15 protein-coding genes are annotated in these 16,250 nt (G+C 35.1%); all 15 read right to left on the bottom strand.

Features of this window, described 5'->3' with window-relative positions; translation table 11 throughout:
- Positions 1-40 precede the first annotated feature (40 nt).
- Entirely contained in the window at positions 41-319 is a 279-nt protein-coding gene (gene rnpM, locus ACFVR1_RS02465; RefSeq protein ID WP_387579898.1) for an RNase P modulator RnpM, read from the bottom strand.
- 20 nt (positions 320-339) lie between these two features.
- Positions 340-1,470 (bottom strand): transcription termination factor NusA, encoded by a 1,131-nt coding sequence (gene nusA, locus ACFVR1_RS02460; RefSeq protein WP_387579895.1) that lies wholly within the window; start codon positions 1,468-1,470, stop codon positions 340-342.
- Positions 1,471-1,492: 22 nt separating this feature from the next.
- Positions 1,493-1,972: a ribosome maturation factor RimP gene (rimP, locus tag ACFVR1_RS02455; protein WP_387579893.1), complete on the bottom strand. Its 480-nt coding sequence runs from the start codon at positions 1,970-1,972 to the stop codon at positions 1,493-1,495.
- 377 nt (positions 1,973-2,349) lie between these two features.
- On the bottom strand, positions 2,350-6,669 hold the full coding sequence (locus ACFVR1_RS02450; RefSeq protein ID WP_387579891.1) for a PolC-type DNA polymerase III: 4,320 nt from the start codon (positions 6,667-6,669) through the stop codon (positions 2,350-2,352).
- A gap of 81 nt (positions 6,670-6,750) precedes the next feature.
- Positions 6,751-8,010, bottom strand: coding sequence for an RIP metalloprotease RseP (rseP, locus tag ACFVR1_RS02445; RefSeq protein WP_387579889.1), 1,260 nt, complete (start codon positions 8,008-8,010; stop codon positions 6,751-6,753).
- A gap of 213 nt (positions 8,011-8,223) precedes the next feature.
- A complete protein-coding gene (locus ACFVR1_RS02440; RefSeq protein ID WP_387579886.1) occupies positions 8,224-9,372 on the bottom strand; it encodes a 1-deoxy-D-xylulose-5-phosphate reductoisomerase in 1,149 nt (382 codons plus the stop codon).
- A gap of 17 nt (positions 9,373-9,389) precedes the next feature.
- On the bottom strand, positions 9,390-10,181 hold the full coding sequence (locus ACFVR1_RS02435) for a phosphatidate cytidylyltransferase (RefSeq protein ID WP_387579884.1): 792 nt from the start codon (positions 10,179-10,181) through the stop codon (positions 9,390-9,392).
- Entirely contained in the window at positions 10,178-10,972 is a 795-nt protein-coding gene (locus ACFVR1_RS02430; protein WP_387579882.1) for an undecaprenyl pyrophosphate synthase, read from the bottom strand. The genes ACFVR1_RS02435 and ACFVR1_RS02430 overlap by 4 nt, the downstream gene beginning before the upstream one ends.
- Positions 10,973-11,408: 436 nt before the next feature.
- Entirely contained in the window at positions 11,409-11,966 is a 558-nt protein-coding gene (frr, locus tag ACFVR1_RS02425) for a ribosome recycling factor (RefSeq protein ID WP_387579880.1), read from the bottom strand.
- Positions 11,966-12,691, bottom strand: coding sequence for a UMP kinase (gene pyrH, locus ACFVR1_RS02420; RefSeq protein WP_387579877.1), 726 nt, complete (start codon positions 12,689-12,691; stop codon positions 11,966-11,968). The genes frr and pyrH overlap by 1 nt, the downstream gene beginning before the upstream one ends.
- Positions 12,692-12,802: 111 nt before the next feature.
- Positions 12,803-13,687, bottom strand: a complete 885-nt coding sequence (gene tsf / locus ACFVR1_RS02415; protein ID WP_387579874.1) for a translation elongation factor Ts — start codon at positions 13,685-13,687, stop codon at positions 12,803-12,805.
- A gap of 90 nt (positions 13,688-13,777) precedes the next feature.
- Complete coding sequence (rpsB, locus tag ACFVR1_RS02410) at positions 13,778-14,500, bottom strand: 30S ribosomal protein S2 (protein ID WP_387579872.1); 723 nt, start codon at positions 14,498-14,500, stop codon at positions 13,778-13,780.
- 152 nt (positions 14,501-14,652) lie between these two features.
- A complete protein-coding gene (locus tag ACFVR1_RS02405) occupies positions 14,653-15,120 on the bottom strand; it encodes a DUF6115 domain-containing protein (protein WP_387579870.1) in 468 nt (155 codons plus the stop codon).
- Between the two features lie 8 nt (positions 15,121-15,128).
- Entirely contained in the window at positions 15,129-15,425 is a 297-nt protein-coding gene (locus ACFVR1_RS02400) for an RNA polymerase subunit sigma (protein ID WP_387579865.1), read from the bottom strand.
- Between the two features lie 17 nt (positions 15,426-15,442).
- Positions 15,443-16,216 (bottom strand): FliA/WhiG family RNA polymerase sigma factor, encoded by a 774-nt coding sequence (locus ACFVR1_RS02395; RefSeq protein WP_387579863.1) that lies wholly within the window; start codon positions 16,214-16,216, stop codon positions 15,443-15,445.
- Between the last annotated feature and the right edge of the window lie 34 nt (positions 16,217-16,250).

Genomic DNA, 16,250 nt, shown 5'->3' with positions numbered 1-16,250 from the left:
GTAGCAAGTCCAAGTAGTTGTGTTATTTGTTGTTCAATTGTCATTTTAGTTTTTCTCTTTCAATAATAACGATTAGCTCATCATATATTTCATTTGGAATGGATGCCTCTAAATGATTCCCTAAAGAATTTTTCTTTTTGGCTTTATTAACTGCATCGATTGTTTTAGAAACATATGCACCTCTTCCTGACTTTTTTCCAGTCAAGTCAACAGAAACTTCTCCCTCTTTAGACCGAACAATACGAATCATTTCTTTCTTGGGAAACATTTCTCCAGTAGCAACGCATTTACGCAATGGAATTTTCTTTTGAATAGCCATCCAAACTCACCATCCTTTGCTTACTCTTCGTCTTTGTAAAAGTCAAAGTCATCCATTTCATCTTCTAAGCTTTCTAATACTACTTCAGGAGAATTTTCATTTGGATAAATTCCTAGCTCTCTAGCATCAGTTTCACTTTTAATATCTATTTTCCATCCAGTTAATTTGGCAGCAAGACGAGCATTTTGTCCTCTTTTACCGATAGCTAGAGAAAGTTGATAATCTGGAACCACTACGGTTGTGGATTTTTCTTCTTCGTTTACTTGTACATCTAATACTTTAGAAGGACTAAGTGCATTCGCAACGAAAACTACTGGATCTTCTGACCATTCTACAATATCAATTTTTTCACCGCTTAATTCATTTACAATCGTTTGAACACGAGCACCTTTTGCCCCAACACATGATCCTACAGGATCAATTTCTTCATTATGGGCAAATACAGAAATTTTAGAGCGATCTCCCGCTTCTCTAGCAATTGATTTAATTTCAACAATTCCTTCGAATATTTCAGGAACTTCCATTTCAAACAGACGGCGAAGTAAACCTGGATGTGTTCTTGAAACAAAAACTTGAGGACCCCGTGTAGTTCGTTCTACTTTCGTAATATATACTTTAATACGATCATGAGGACGATATGTTTCTGATTGAATTTGTTCATTCACAGGTAACACTGCCTCAACTTTACCTAGGCCAACGTAAATATTACGTGCATCTAAACGCTCCACAATTCCGTTTACTATATCGTCTTCGCGATCAACGTACTCTTCATATATAAGACCACGTTCTGCTTCACGTACTCTTTGTGTTACAACTTGTTTTGCAGTTTGAGCAGCAATGCGACCAAAGTTACGAGGTGTTACTTCTTCTTCTACAATATCCCCAACTACATAATGAGGGTTTATCACTTTTGCATCATCTAAAGAGATTTGCAAACGATCATCTGCCACTTCATCTACTACATCTTTTCTTGAATAAACTAACATTGTACCCGTAGCTAAATTGATATCTACACGAACATTTTGTGCTTGGTTAAAGTTTCTTTTATACGCTGTCACTAAAGCAGCTTCAATTGCTTCTATTAAAACATCTCTAGAAATTCCTTTTTGTTTTTCGAGCGCAGTAAGCGCATCTAATAAATCACTACTCATAGCTATCACTCCTTAATATACATTATGCAGAAAAATCAATTGCTAAACGAGCAAGCGCAATTTTCTCTTTATCAATTTCAATTTTAATTCTTCTTGTTTTCACACGTACTTCTATTAAAGCACCCTCTTCGGCAGAATAAGAAAGTAATGTGCCTTCAAATTCTTTTGCACCGTTTACCGGTTCATACGTTTTAATATATACATATTTTCCAATTGCTTGTAGAAAGTCTGCATCTTTTTTCAATGGCCTTTCAGCCCCTGGAGATGAAACTTCTAAAAAATAATTCTCCGTGATTGGATCCACGACATCCAATTTTTCACTTAGCTTTTCACTAACTTGAGCACATTGCTCAATATCTATTCCACCAGATGGTGTATCAATATAGATTCTTAAAAACCAGTCGCGACCTTCTTTCACATATTCAATATCTACAAGTTCTAAATTTAACTCTTGTAAAATGGGCGTTACAAGCTCTTCAATTTTACTAGTGATATTACTCATAAGAGCCTCCTACTCATTAATGATTTTCTATGATTGTAGATTATTTTCTACGAGTGTAATTTTTATAATTCCTAGATAACAACAGAAAAGAGCGGGAAATCCCACTCTTTCGTCACAGAACTATGAAACATTGGTAGTTTTATATTACCATACTAATGATTTTCTTGCAAATTGAGAAGAAATGCGGAAGGCATCGCTTAGCCACGACAAGCAAATGTGGTTAAGGTAGGTGTTCAAAGTTCGCCACATCCTGAGCAAAGTTAAACATGACTCTCTTTATACTTGCCCAGGAAGCAGCTCCTCAGCCATCGCTGGGAATTGGCAATTAACTTCTAACGGATATCGCCTGCATGTAAAAGCGCTTTTATCTTCTTAGCCTAAAACAAGGAAAGCTGATTGGCATCTGGAAGACCTTCCAAGCATCCCATTAGGTCCATATATTCAATAATTGTTTTCGACACTTTTCCTCTTTGCTGTAAATCCTCTTTCGACAGAAACTCCCCATCAAGTCTTGCTTTCACAATTTGTAATGCTACGTTTGTTCCTAATCCTGGTATTGCATTGAAAGGTGGGATAAGAGTATTTCCTTCAATTGTAAACTCACTGGCTTTTGATTTATAAAGATCAACTTTTTGCATTTTAATGCCGCGCTCTGACATCTCAAGTCCAATTTCTAATACTGTTGCTAAACTCTTTTCTTTAGGCGAGGCATCTAAACCTTTTGCATTGATTTCATCTAGTTTTGCACGAATAGTATGTGAACCATTAATCATGGAAATTAAATCAAAATCTGATGCTCGTACTGTTAAATATGCTGCATAATATAGAATTGGGAAATGTACCTTGAAATATGCAATTCGAACAGCCATTAATACATAAGCAGCCGCATGGGCTTTTGGGAACATGTATTTAATCTTTTTACAAGATTCTATATACCAATTTGGCACGCCTTCTTTTTTCATCTCAGCCTCAAACTCTGGACTTAATCCTTTTCCTTTTCGAACAGATTCCATTATCTTAAACGCTAACGATGGTTCAAGACCTTGATATATTAAATAAACCATAATATCATCACGACATCCAATAACATCCGACAATTGACATGTTCCATCTTGAATAAGTACTTGCGCATTCCCAAGCCATACATCAGTTCCATGAGAAAGACCCGAAATTTGAACAAGTTCCATGAATGTCGAAGGTTTGGTTTCTTCCAACATTTGACGAACAAAACGAGTACCAAACTCTGGAATACCTAGTGTACCTGTTTTACAATCGATTTGTTCCTCTGTTACTCCAAGAGATTCTGTGCCACTAAATATTTTCATCACTTCCGGGTCATCTGTTGGAATTGTTTTTGGATCAATCCCCGATAGATCCTGAAGCATTCGAATAACTGTTGGATCATCATGTCCAAGGATATCGAGTTTCAATAAATTATCATGTATCGAATGGAAGTCAAAATGAGTAGTTTTCCACTCAGAATCTTGTGCATCTGCTGGGAACTGTATAGGCGTAAAATCAAAGATATCCATATAGTCAGGAACTACAATAATTCCCCCTGGATGCTGACCTGTTGTTCTCTTTACTCCAGTACACCCTTGCACTAATCGATCAATTTCCGCCCCACGTAATGTTAAGTTATTATCATTCGTATACCCTCTTACATACCCATAAGCAGTTTTTTCTGCAACAGTTCCAATTGTTCCTGCTCGGAATACATAATCTTCTCCAAAAAGCTCTTTCGTATAATTATGTGCAGTCGGCTGATACTCACCACTAAAGTTTAAGTCTATATCTGGAACTTTATCTCCCTTAAAACCTAAGAATGTTTCAAAAGGGATATCTTGTCCATCTTTTACATAAGGAGTATCACATTTCACACAGTTTTTATTTGGCAAGTCAAACCCTGATCCTACAGAGCCATCCTGAAAAAACTCAGAATGCTTACAACTTGGACAAACATAATGTGGAGGTAATGGATTAACTTCCGTAATCTCCGTTAAGGTTGCAACTAATGAAGAACCAACTGAACCACGTGACCCCACTAAATATCCATCATCTAGAGACTTCTTCACTAGTTTATGTGAAATCAAGTAAATAACTGCAAACCCATGTCCAATAATAGAAGCTAATTCTTTTTCAATTCTGGCCTCTACAATTTCCGGAAGATCTTCTCCATAGATTTCTCTTCCTTTAGCATATGTTAACGATCTAACTTCTTCATCTGCACCTTCAATTTTAGGTGTATATAAATCATCTTTAATTGGTTTAATATCGTCAATTGAGTCAGCAATTTTTTGTGGATTAGTCACAACAATCTCAGTAGCTAATTCTTCTCCTAAGAAAGAGAAAGCATCTAACATTTCATTAGTTGTTCGGAAATGTACTTTAGGTAGCTCATGGCGATTTAGAGGATTAGCACCACCTTGAGAGTTCACTAATATTTTTCTGAATATCGCATCATTTTCATGTAAATAATGCACATTTCCTGTTGCTACAACTGGCAGATTTAATTTTTTCCCTAATTTAATCATTTTTCGAATAATATCTTCTAAGTTCCATTCATCTCTCACTAACTCTAATTCCAGTAGGTGTGAATAAGCTTCTTTTGGTTGGATCTCTAAATAATCATAAAACCTTGCAATTTCCTCCACTTGTTCTAAAGGTTTTTGCATTAATCCTTCAAATACTTCCCCTTTATCGCAGGCAGAACCTATTATTAATCCAGCACGATGCTTTTGTAAAGTCGATCTTGTAATACGAGGGACTCTATAAAAAGTAGAAGTGTGAGAAAGTGATACTAATTTAAATAAGTTTTTTAACCCTTCGTCATTTACTGCCAAAATTGTACAGTGGGACGGTCTTGCTCTTTTATAAGAATCACCTTCGCCGATATGTTTATTAAAATCATCCAAGTAATGAATATTTTTTTCTTCTGATTCCTTTAATAAATGCATAAGTAAATATGCAGTTGCTTCACAATCAAAGATTGCTCGGTGAGCTTGTGTTAACTCAATATTAAACTTTTTAGCTAACGAACCTAAACGATGCGTTTTTAACTCCGGATGTAAAAATCTTGCAAGCTCTAATGTATCAATCACTGGATGTGTAAAGTGGTCAATACTACATCTTCGATAACCCTCATATAAAAAGCCCATATCGAAAGAGGCATTATGTGCAACTATTATTCCATCACCAATGAATTCATAAAAATCTTTAATGACCGATTCAATCTCTGGAGCATTACGAACCATATCATCTGTAATACCTGTAAGTTCAATAGTTGTTGCAGATAGTGCATGATGGGGATTTACAAACCGCTCGAACTTATCAATTATATTACCATTTTGCAATTTGACTGCTGCAAGTTCGATAATTTTGTCATACGTAGCAGATAAACCAGTCGTCTCAACATCGAATACAATATACGTCGCATCATCCAGCAAAATATGCTGTTCATCGTAAGCAATTGGAACTCCATCATGAACTAGATTTGCTTCAAGTCCATATAAAATTTTTATTCCGTTCTTTTTGCCAGCTGCATATGCTTCCGGAAATGATTGAACATTAGCATGATCTGTAATGGCTATTGCTTTATGACCCCATTTTGCTGCTTGAGATACAAGAGCAGAAACTGATGAAACAGCATCCATTTGACTCATTGGTGTATGTAGATGCAATTCTACTCTTTTTTGATCTGCTGTGTCTAAACGTACTACCGGATTTATCTCACACATATCTTGAGCCATAATGATCAAATCACGAACGAATGTATCATTTTGTACAGATCCTCTTACCTTAATCCACATACCTTTTTTCAATCGTTCCATCATTTGTGCGTCTTCTTTATCACGTGAGAACATTTTAACCAGTATTGAATCTGTGTAATCGGTTATCTTCACCGTTAGAAGAGATCTTCCACTTCGTAATTCTTTTACTTCTACATCGAATACAAATCCTTCAATAGTTACTCGGCGCTCTTCATCTTGAATTTGACGGATTTCCATGATCGGCTCTTCTTTTTTAAGCGGGATTCCGAGTTGGAAAGGTCCATCTGCCGCTCCATCTGACCCACTTTCTTGCCGATCTTGCTCTCTTTTTTGTAGATCTACTAATGCTTTTTTCCCCAGTTCTTCCTCTTCTAATTTCCTTTGTTCCAAAAAAGCTAGCTGTGCTTCAGCCAGTGCTTGTGTATCTTCTACTAGTTTGAAATCTATTGCCATTTTTGGGAAACCAAATTTCGCATAAGTATCGGCTAACTGCTCCACATATTTCTTTTTAAATGTTCGAAGTTCAAGCTCATGTCCACATGTAAGTTGGATCATCTGACCATTCCACTCAGGTTGTTGTTTAAGCAACAATTCCTTAAGAGGTGGAGCCATATCACTTAATTCCTTCATTACAGGCATCCAGTATGCTTTTATTTGAACATCCGAAACAGCGGTGCTTTCACTTTCAATAGTTAAATACACACTTGCTATGCCAGTAAACCTTTCTACTAATCGTTGGTGAAAAACATTATATATATCAATTGGAAGAATTGTAGAACAATGAATTTGAAAATGCCATTGTCTTATTTTTTTATGTACTGTAAATCTTGTAATAGAGGCATCTTCGAAATGTTTAACGAATAAATCTTCCGTTAAATTCAGTTGTTGTAACAATATATGCATCCTTGTTTTGCCATCTTGCATCATAACGAACCCCTCTCTTTACTACTTATAACAGAAAAAGAAAGGAAAGTTCAACTCGAACTTTCCCTTCTTGTAGTTTTTTCTCTAGAAGAAAAACCTTTGTATATCATTCCAAGTTACTACTACCATTAATACCATTAAGAGCATGATACCTACAAAATGAACCATACCTTCTTTTTGCTTATCAACCGGTTTCCCTCTGACTGCTTCAAATAAGAAAAATAAAAGTCTACCACCATCAAGTGCAGGCAGTGGTAATAAATTCATAATTCCTAAGTTAATACTTAAAATAGCAGCCCAATGCATTAAATTGTATACACCATATTGTGCAACTTCTTCTGTAGCCTTGTAAATACCTACAGGACCAGATAAATCATCGATTGAAAATTTACCAGTGATTAAAGAACCTAGTAATGTAAATATACGTTTAGTCCAATCATACGTTTGTTCCGCACCGAAAGCTACTGCTTTGATTGGATTTTTTTCGAGAGGACTGACATATTGAACCCCGATTTGCCCTACTTTTTCTTTTCCAGATTCTACAGCATTTGGAGTCATCGTAAACTCTAAAGATTCCCCATTACGATCAACTGTAAAATCCATTTTTTTATCTGGACTAACCTTGACTTCCTCAGACAATTCATCCCAAGTTGAAATCGGATTTCCATTAATTTTAGTTACTAAGTCTCCATCTTTCATTCCTGCTTGTGCAGCAGGACTATCTGCTACAACTGTTGTAATGACGGGTTCATATGTTGGTACCCCTTGGAGCAAACCTAATAATAAAAAAATGATAAATGATAATATAAAGTTGAAAAGTGGACCTGCAAATATTGCCATTGATCTTTGACCAACCGTTTTAGAACCAAATTGACGATCATATGGTGCGATGTAGGTTTCTTTTCCATTTTCATTTATAACAGCATTTCTAGCTATTTTATATCGCACGGAACGTTCTTCTTCATCATATCCTTCAATAAACATCTCTTTAGATAAATCAGATTTCTCAACTTCTAAGAAAAGCATGTCTGGAAATTGCTTATTTTGATTTAATACAATTTGATCAATTTCATTCTCATTATTTACATGTATACCTAAACGAAATCCTGGTTGAAGTTCGATAGAGTCCATATCTTCTCCAGCCATTCGCACATATCCACCTATAGGTAATAACCGAAGTGTATATATCGTTTCTCCTTTTGTCATACCAAAAATTTTTGGTCCCATTCCAATCGCAAACTCTCTAACCATAATTCCTGCTTTTTTAGCAAAGATAAAATGTCCAAGTTCATGAAAAAAAACAATACTACCAAATATTATTATAAACGCAATGGCCGTTTCCATTATACCCCACCTTTATTATCAATTACGACTGGACCTAGATGCATTGCTTCAATTAACATAAGCAACAAACAATGCGCCATTTTTTTCTTGATTATTTAGAAAAGCACTAAAACACTATAGCAATTCTTAGTAGAGAACAAGTACTCCTGCGCAGACTCGTCGCAGAAAGACATTTGTTAAGTAAAGTTAATACAACATGTCCTTTATTCATACTCATTTTATCATGTTTTGTACGTTTTTTCTTGTTTCAGCGTCAACATGCAAGATCGTTTCTAAATTTGGACTGGAGATGTTCACATGTTCAGTCATCGCACGTTCTATAAGCTCATCAATAGTTAAAAAACCTATTTTTTCTTGTAAAAACAATGACACTGCTGCTTCATTTGCTGCATTAAGTACCGTTGTCATTGTTCCTCCTGCTTTCCCTGCTTCGATAGCAAGCTTTAATGCATGATATCTTGTATAATTCATTTCTTCAAAGTGCAATTTGCCAATCTCTACTAAATTCAATCTTTTAGCATTAGAGCGCTCCAATCGATCTGGATATGAAAGTGCATATTGAATTGGAACACGCATATCCGGTGTGCCTAATTGGGCAATAACGCTTGTATCATTAAACTCCACCATGGAATGAATTATACTCTCTCTATGTAATAAAACCTCAATATCATTATAGGGTGTATTAAATAATACATGAGCTTCTATCACTTCTAACCCTTTGTTCATCATTGTTGCACTATCTATGGTTATTTTTGCACCCATAGACCAATTTGGATGATTAAGAGCGTCTTTTACAGTTACATTTTTTAGCTCTTCTCTTGTTCGGTCGCGGAAGCTTCCTCCTGATGCAGTGATGATTAGCTTCGCGATTTGGGATTTTTGTTCTCCATTCATTGCTTGGAAGAGTGCAGAATGCTCGCTATCTACAGGTAATATTGGGACATTATGCACTTTTGCTGCTTGCATCACTAGATGCCCTGCTGTGACAAGTGTTTCTTTATTTGCAATTGCAATCGTTATACCTTTTTTTATGGCTTCTAATGTAGGTTTTAGCCCAACACTTCCAAGAACTGCATTCACAAGTACATTTGCATTCGTATTCGCAGCTACTTGGATCAAACCCTCTTCACCAAAAAAAACTTGTAGTTTAGGAAATTCCTTTTGTAATTGAATAGCGTCTTCTTCAAGTGCAACAGAAACTACTTCTACTGGAAAATCCTTCAGAATCGTTCTGGTTTTTTCTAGATTTTTTCCTGCTGAGAAAGAAACTAATTGAAACTGATTTGGATGTTCTTTAATTATATCCAATGTTTGTATTCCAATAGAACCTGTTGCTCCTAATAAACTTATTCTTTTTGTCATAATTTCATGTCTTCTCCTTATACAAAATGTAAAAAGTGCAATAACGGAATGACAAAAAGCAAACTGTCAAAGCGATCTAATATCCCACCGTGTCCTGGCAGTATTTTGCCAGAGTCTTTTACATCGTAATGTCTTTTTATAGCCGATTCTACTAAGTCACCTAACTGACCAAAAATAGATGCAGCAATTGTTATCCCGATTAATATTAAATAGGAAGAACTAAATGGGGCTATCCATTGTAGTATGAGAGCAGCAATTATTGCCCAAATGATTCCTCCTATAAATCCTTCTACGGTTTTGTTCGGAGATATTTCTGGCCAAAGTTTTCGTTTTCCTAACTTTCTACCAGTAAAATAAGCACCTGAATCTGTTGTCCACACTACAACTAACGCGAATATTACATAAGTCAATCCAATTTCTCTTGTTTCTATAAAATAATAAAAACCAATTCCAACATATAAAGTGGCCATTATCGCGAATGCAGCATCATCAAATGTAAAATGATTTTTAACAAATACTGAATAAATTAATAATAAGAAGATTGCTACAAATAGCCATTCAATTTTTGTATGTCCACTTAATTGCAATATATTATCTGCAATTGAATTAGGAATTAATAAAACAAATAAAAGCAATATAGATATTAGACCCACAAAGGAAAATATTTTTATACCTTTCATTCTTAAAAGTTCAAATAATCCAATAGCTGCCATCAGATATATTAATATATTGAAAACTGTTCCACCTAATATTACGATAGGTAAAAAGAACGCGGCTGCTACTGCACCTGTAATGATACGTTGTTTCAATTGATCTCTTCCCCCTTAAGACCGCCATATCTTCTATTTCTTGTTTGAAAACTTTCAATTGCATCAAGCAAACAAGATTCATCAAAATCTGGCCACAAAGTATCAGTAAACCATAATTCGGTATAAGCAAGCTGCCAAAGCATGAAATTACTTAATCTCACTTCACCACTTGTTCGAATAAGTAAATCGGGTTCACTTAAATCTTTCGTCATTAAATAACTATCTAAAAGCTCTTCCGAAATAATATCTGAAGTAATAATTCCTTCCTGTACATCGCTTGCTATTTTCTGAACCGCTTGTATTATTTCATCCCTGCTTCCATAATTTAAAGCAAAATTCAGAATTAGTCCATCATTGCTTGCAGTTCGATCTATGGCATTTTTAACTGCTTTTTTTGTATGCTCAGGTAATGATTCAATATTTCCCATCATGTTCACACGTACGTTTTGATCAATTAATTCAGGTAAATAAGTCCCTAAAAACTCTTCTGGTAATTTCATCAAGAATTCTACCTCTAACTTGGGTCTTTTCCAATTTTCCGTCGAAAAAGCATATAGAGTTAACGTTTTAATACCCAATTCATTTGCAAAACGAGTAATTTTTTTCACTATTTTCATACCTTCATAGTGACCAGCAATACGTGGTAGGGATCTTTTTTTCGCCCATCTTCCATTTCCATCCATAATAATAGCGACATGGTTAGGTAGTTTTTCTTGTTGAGCTTTCTTTTTTCTTTCAAACAAATCATTACTTATCGTTTGTTCATTCTTACGAATAAGTTTTTTTAGCATACTGAATCCTCCACTTTAAACCAACTCGGAACATATATATCCTATCATATCAAATTTCACCTAATTTTACTTCATTGAAATTTGGAAAAGCGCAAGGCTTTCAAGATGATTAAATAAAATCATTATATAATAATTATTATTTTCTCATGAATGTAAAAAGACGTCCCACTAAAAGGACGCCTCTTACTTGTGAAAAGTTCAATTCATCAAATTACATCTCACGTCCGGATATGAATCGCGGCTGCACGATTGACTTCCTTAAAACCCGTGATAATCACCTGAAGCTTTTGTCATGAGGATGTTCGTTCCTTGCTCGGACATTACCGCAAAGGTTCTATTACTACAAACTTCCGCATGTAGTGATCTTAGTTAGTTACCACGATCTAAGATAGATTTACCTACGAGTAATTATCGTTTCGGCTTTGATAGGAAAGAGTTAAACTTCCATAATCTCTTTTTCTTTTTCTTTTGTAATTACATCGATTTTTTCAATATTTGAATCCGTAAGCTTTTGAATTTCTTCTGTATAGCTTCTTAAGTCATCTTCCGTAATTGCACCAGATTTCTCTAGTTTCTTCAGATCATCATTGCCATCACGGCGAACGTTACGAATATTAATCTTTGCTTCTTCAGCTTCTTTTTTCACTTGCTTAACTAATTCTTTACGACGTTCTTCCGTAAGTGCAGGTATAGCAATACGTATAAGGGAACCGTCATTTGTTGGAGTAATGCCTAAATCTGATTTCATGATAGCTTTTTCAATGTCTCCAAGAATTGTTTTATCATAAGGTTGGATAGTAATTAAACGTGCTTCAGGAATTGCTATACCAGCCATTTGATTGATTGGAGTTGGTGCACCATAATAATCTACAGAAATTTTATCAAGCAAAGATGCGCTAGCACGACCTGCACGAATTGTTGATAACTCTCTACTATAAACTGAAATCGTTTTAGACATTTTATCTTTTGTTTGTTCAACTACTTGTTTCGGCATTATGAATTCCTCCTAACGACTGTACCAATAGTTTCACCTAGAACAGCCTTTTTAATATTTCCTTTTTCCATAATTGAGAATACAATAAGTGCGATATCATTGTCCATACATAAAGTAGACGCAGTAGAATCCATCACCTGTAACCCTTGTTGAATCACTTCAATAAACGAAAGTTCATCATATTTTACTGCTGTATTATCAATTTTAGGATCTGCAGAATAAACCCCATCTACATTATTTTTAGCCATCAGAATTACGTCTGCTTCTATTTCAGCAGCTCTAAGTGCTGCCGTTGTATCTGTTGAGAAGTATGGATTTCCTGTACCAGCTGCAAAAATCACTACTCGTTTCTTTTCTAAATGACGAATTGCTTTTCTACGTATGTATGGTTCTGCAACTTGTCGCATTTCAATGGAAGTTTGCACACGAGTTTCGATGCCTGCTTTTTCCAATGAATCCTGCAAAGCAAGGGAATTCATAACTGTAGCAAGCATTCCCATATAATCAGCTGTAGCTCGGTCCATTCCCATTTCACTACCGACTTTACCTCGCCAAATATTGCCTCCACCTACTACTACTGCAACTTCAACTCCAAGTTCTACTACTTCTTTCACTTGTTCCGCCACAGATTTAATAATTTCCGGTGATAGCCCAAAACCTTGTTCTCCAGCTAACGCTTCGCCACTTAGTTTTAAAACGATTCTTTTGTATTGTGGTGTACTCATAGGTATCCTCCGTCTCTTTTCTTGAAAAATAGGGAACACAAATTTCGTGTTCCCTAGTTGTTCTTGTTTATTTAGCGAAAATTTGATAGGACAAATTTTCATTCTTTTTTATTAGTTACCTTTAACTTGGCTCATTACTTCTTCCGCAAAGTTGTCTTCACGTTTTTCAATTCCTTCACCAACCGCATAACGAGTAAATGATTTTAAGTTACCGCCAGTTGATTCAACAAAAACGCGTACTTTTTGATCTGGGTTTTTAACGAAAGATTGGTCAAGTAGACAAACATCTTCAAAATATTTACCAAGACGGCCTTCTACCATTTTTGCAACAATATTTTCTGGTTTGCCTTCATTTAAAGCTTGTTCTGTTAATATTTTACGCTCATGTTCCACTTGTTCAGCAGATACTTCGTCACGTGAAATAAAAGCAGGATTTAAAGCAGCAATATGCATTGCAACATCTTTCGCTGCGTTTGAATCAGTTGATCCTTCAAGAACTGTAAGAACACCAATACGTCCACCCATGTGTAAGTATGGACCAAATGCATCAGCATCTGTTTTTGTTTCAACAACAAAACGGCGAAGTGTAATTTTTTCTCCAATTTTAGCAATTGCATTAGAAATTAAGTTTTCAACTGTAATTCCTTCTTCGATTGTAGAAGCTAGAGCTTCTTCTACTGAAGTTGGTTCAGTTGCTAATAAATGAGAAGCAACTTTTTTTACTAATTGTTGGAACTCTTCGTTTTTTGATACGAAATCTGTTTCAGCATTCATTTCTAATAAGATAGCTTTGTTTCCTTCAACTTGGATATAAGTAGTACCTTCAGCAGCAATACGATCTGCTTTTTTAGCTGCAGAAGAAAGACCTTTTTCACGTAAAAAGTCGATTGCTGCTTCTAAATTACCGTCAGTTTCTACTAAAGCTTTTTTACAATCCATCATACCTGCGCCAGTTTTTTCACGCAATTCTTTTACCATTTGTGCTGTAACTGCCATTTTAAATTCCTCCTAGTACATATAAAATCATTTTCTCAAAAAAAGGTGATAAGTGGTTTGGCCGCTTATCACCTGTTACTTACATGTGTCTTACTCAGCAGCAACTTCAGCTGGAGTTACTTCTTCGTCTTCACCTTGTCTTGCTTCAAGTAATGCATCCGCCATTTTAGCAGTTAATAATTTTACTGCGCGAATTGCATCATCATTTGCAGGAATTACATAGTCGATTTCATCTGGATCACAGTTTGTATCAACAATTCCTACTAATGGAATGTTTAGTTTGCGAGCTTCTGCTACAGCAATACGCTCTTTGCGAGGGTCAACTACAAACATTACGTCCGGAATAGCTTTCATATCACGAATACCGCCTAAGAATTTTACAAGACGTTCATGTTGTTTTTTAAGTTGAACAACTTCTTTTTTAGGAAGTACATCAAACGTACCGTCTTCTTCCATTTTTTCAATAGCTTTTAGACGTGCTACACGTTTTTGAATAGTACCAAAGTTTGTTAAAGTACCACCTAACCAACGTTGGTTGATGTAGTAGTTACCAGAACGTTCAGCTTCTTCTTTAATAGCTTCTTGAGCTTGTTTTTTAGTTCCAACGAATAGAACTTTCCCACCGTCTTGACCAACTTGACGCATGAAGTCATAAGCTTCTTCTAATTTTTTAACCGTTTTTTGAAGATCGATGATGTAGATTCCGTTACGTTCAACAAAAATGAATTTTTTCATTTTTGGATTCCAACGGCGAGTTTGGTGACCGAAGTGTACACCAGCCTCAAGTAATTGTTTCATAGAGATTACTGACATGATTATTTCCTCCTGATTTGGTTTAGTCTTCCGCATTCATCATTTTTCATTAGCTACTCTATTATCTAGAGCACCCGCTAAATCCATCCGAACTGCGTGTGTATTCATACCGTATTGTAATATACCATACATATTTATATCTTTCAACTATTTTAATCCTTAAATTTTAAGAAAAGCTCTACTTCTGTTTTTCCAATTTGCAAAAGTTTTGCTATTTCATCTATATCTTTTCCTTCTTCACTATAAAAAAGAACCTTTTCTTTTATTGTTACAGGTATCTTTTTCTCCGTTGTTGCTACTGTCTTTAAGTAACTACTTGCTGCAAGTTGTTTAGATACAAATGATTTTGGAATTTCAAAAGAACGAGTTTCTTCTTTTATCTCTTCTTGTGTAGAAGCTATAAATGTTTTCTCCGATTTATTCAACTCTTGTATAAGTCTATTATTTTCATCTTTCATTTCTGCAATATAAGCTCCGAACGAATCATCTATTTCTTTTAAAACTAGTTCTTGTTTTTTTTCCATATCTTTATATTTATTCAATTTGGCATACAATAAAGTAATCAAATAAAAACTAACTAACTGAAGTAAAAATAATATTACTAAAATAATTGGTGTCATAACTGCTCCTACCCACTAAAATCCACAAAATTTCCTTTAAAAGGATGCTTTGTTTCTTTCATTTCCTGTTCTTTTTTCTCTCGTTTTTTACGATCATGTTCTGCATTTTCGTGTTCATGATCGTCTAAGCTTGTCGCATTATTTGATTTAGTTACTGTTTCTCTATTTTTTTCTAATTGTCTATCCGAAGCAGCTTGAGCATTTGATTGATTTACTGAACTTTGTTGATGAAGTTGTTCTGCAACTTTACCAGCATCGAATGTTTTTGGAATTGCAATTTGGAGTTCAACACCTTTTAAACTCATATAATTTGTTCTCCCCTTTAGACATTCGTCATCTCGTTTGCTAATAATTTGCGTAGTTTAAATAATGCTTTAGAATGTATTTGTGAAATCCTCGATGTGGATAAGTTGAGCATTTCACCTATCACCGTCAATGTTAACTCTTCGGTATAAAAAAGACTTAATACTAGTTGTTCATTCTCATTGAGCATATTAATTTGTTCGACAAGGTCTTGGAGTAATTCTTGTTTGACCATTTTTTGTTCTGGCGTTTTCTGTGAATCATCTCTGATTACGAATGATTTGTTTTCCATTTCTTCATTATCTTGAAGTTGTTCATCAATAGACAATACATTCGAAAAAAAATGTTCCTGAACTGTTTGATATACTTCTTCTACAGGAATTTCTACATAATCTGCAATTTCGTCAGCTGTTACATGTCTCATTAATCTTTGTTCTAATTCTTCAATTCTTGATTCTAGTTTTTTTGCTTTCTCTCGTGATGATCTAGGAAGCCAGTCTTCCTTTCTTAAGCCATCAATAATTGCTCCTCTTACTCTGAACGAAGCATAAGTATCAAACTTCAAGTCTCTTGAATAATCAAACTTATTGAGTGCATCAAATAATCCCATCATTCCAAGACTCTTTAACTCATCTCTTGATATATTTTTAGGGATGCTTGCACCAATACGTTGTACATGATAGGTAACGAGAGGTGTATATTGACGGATTAAAGAATCTCCTGCCTCAGGATCTTTGTTTTCAATCCAGTTTTTCCATAGAAGCTGTTCTTCTGTCGAATTATGTTTTACCACAAATATCCCCCTTTCCCAATATATCAAATTAATA

Source organism: Psychrobacillus sp. NPDC058041 (genome assembly GCF_042885655.1).
Lineage (GTDB): Bacteria > Bacillota > Bacilli > Bacillales_A > Planococcaceae > Psychrobacillus.
The sequence above is the reverse complement of the archived record's forward strand: the minus strand, read 5'-3'. Positions and strand labels throughout refer to the sequence as shown.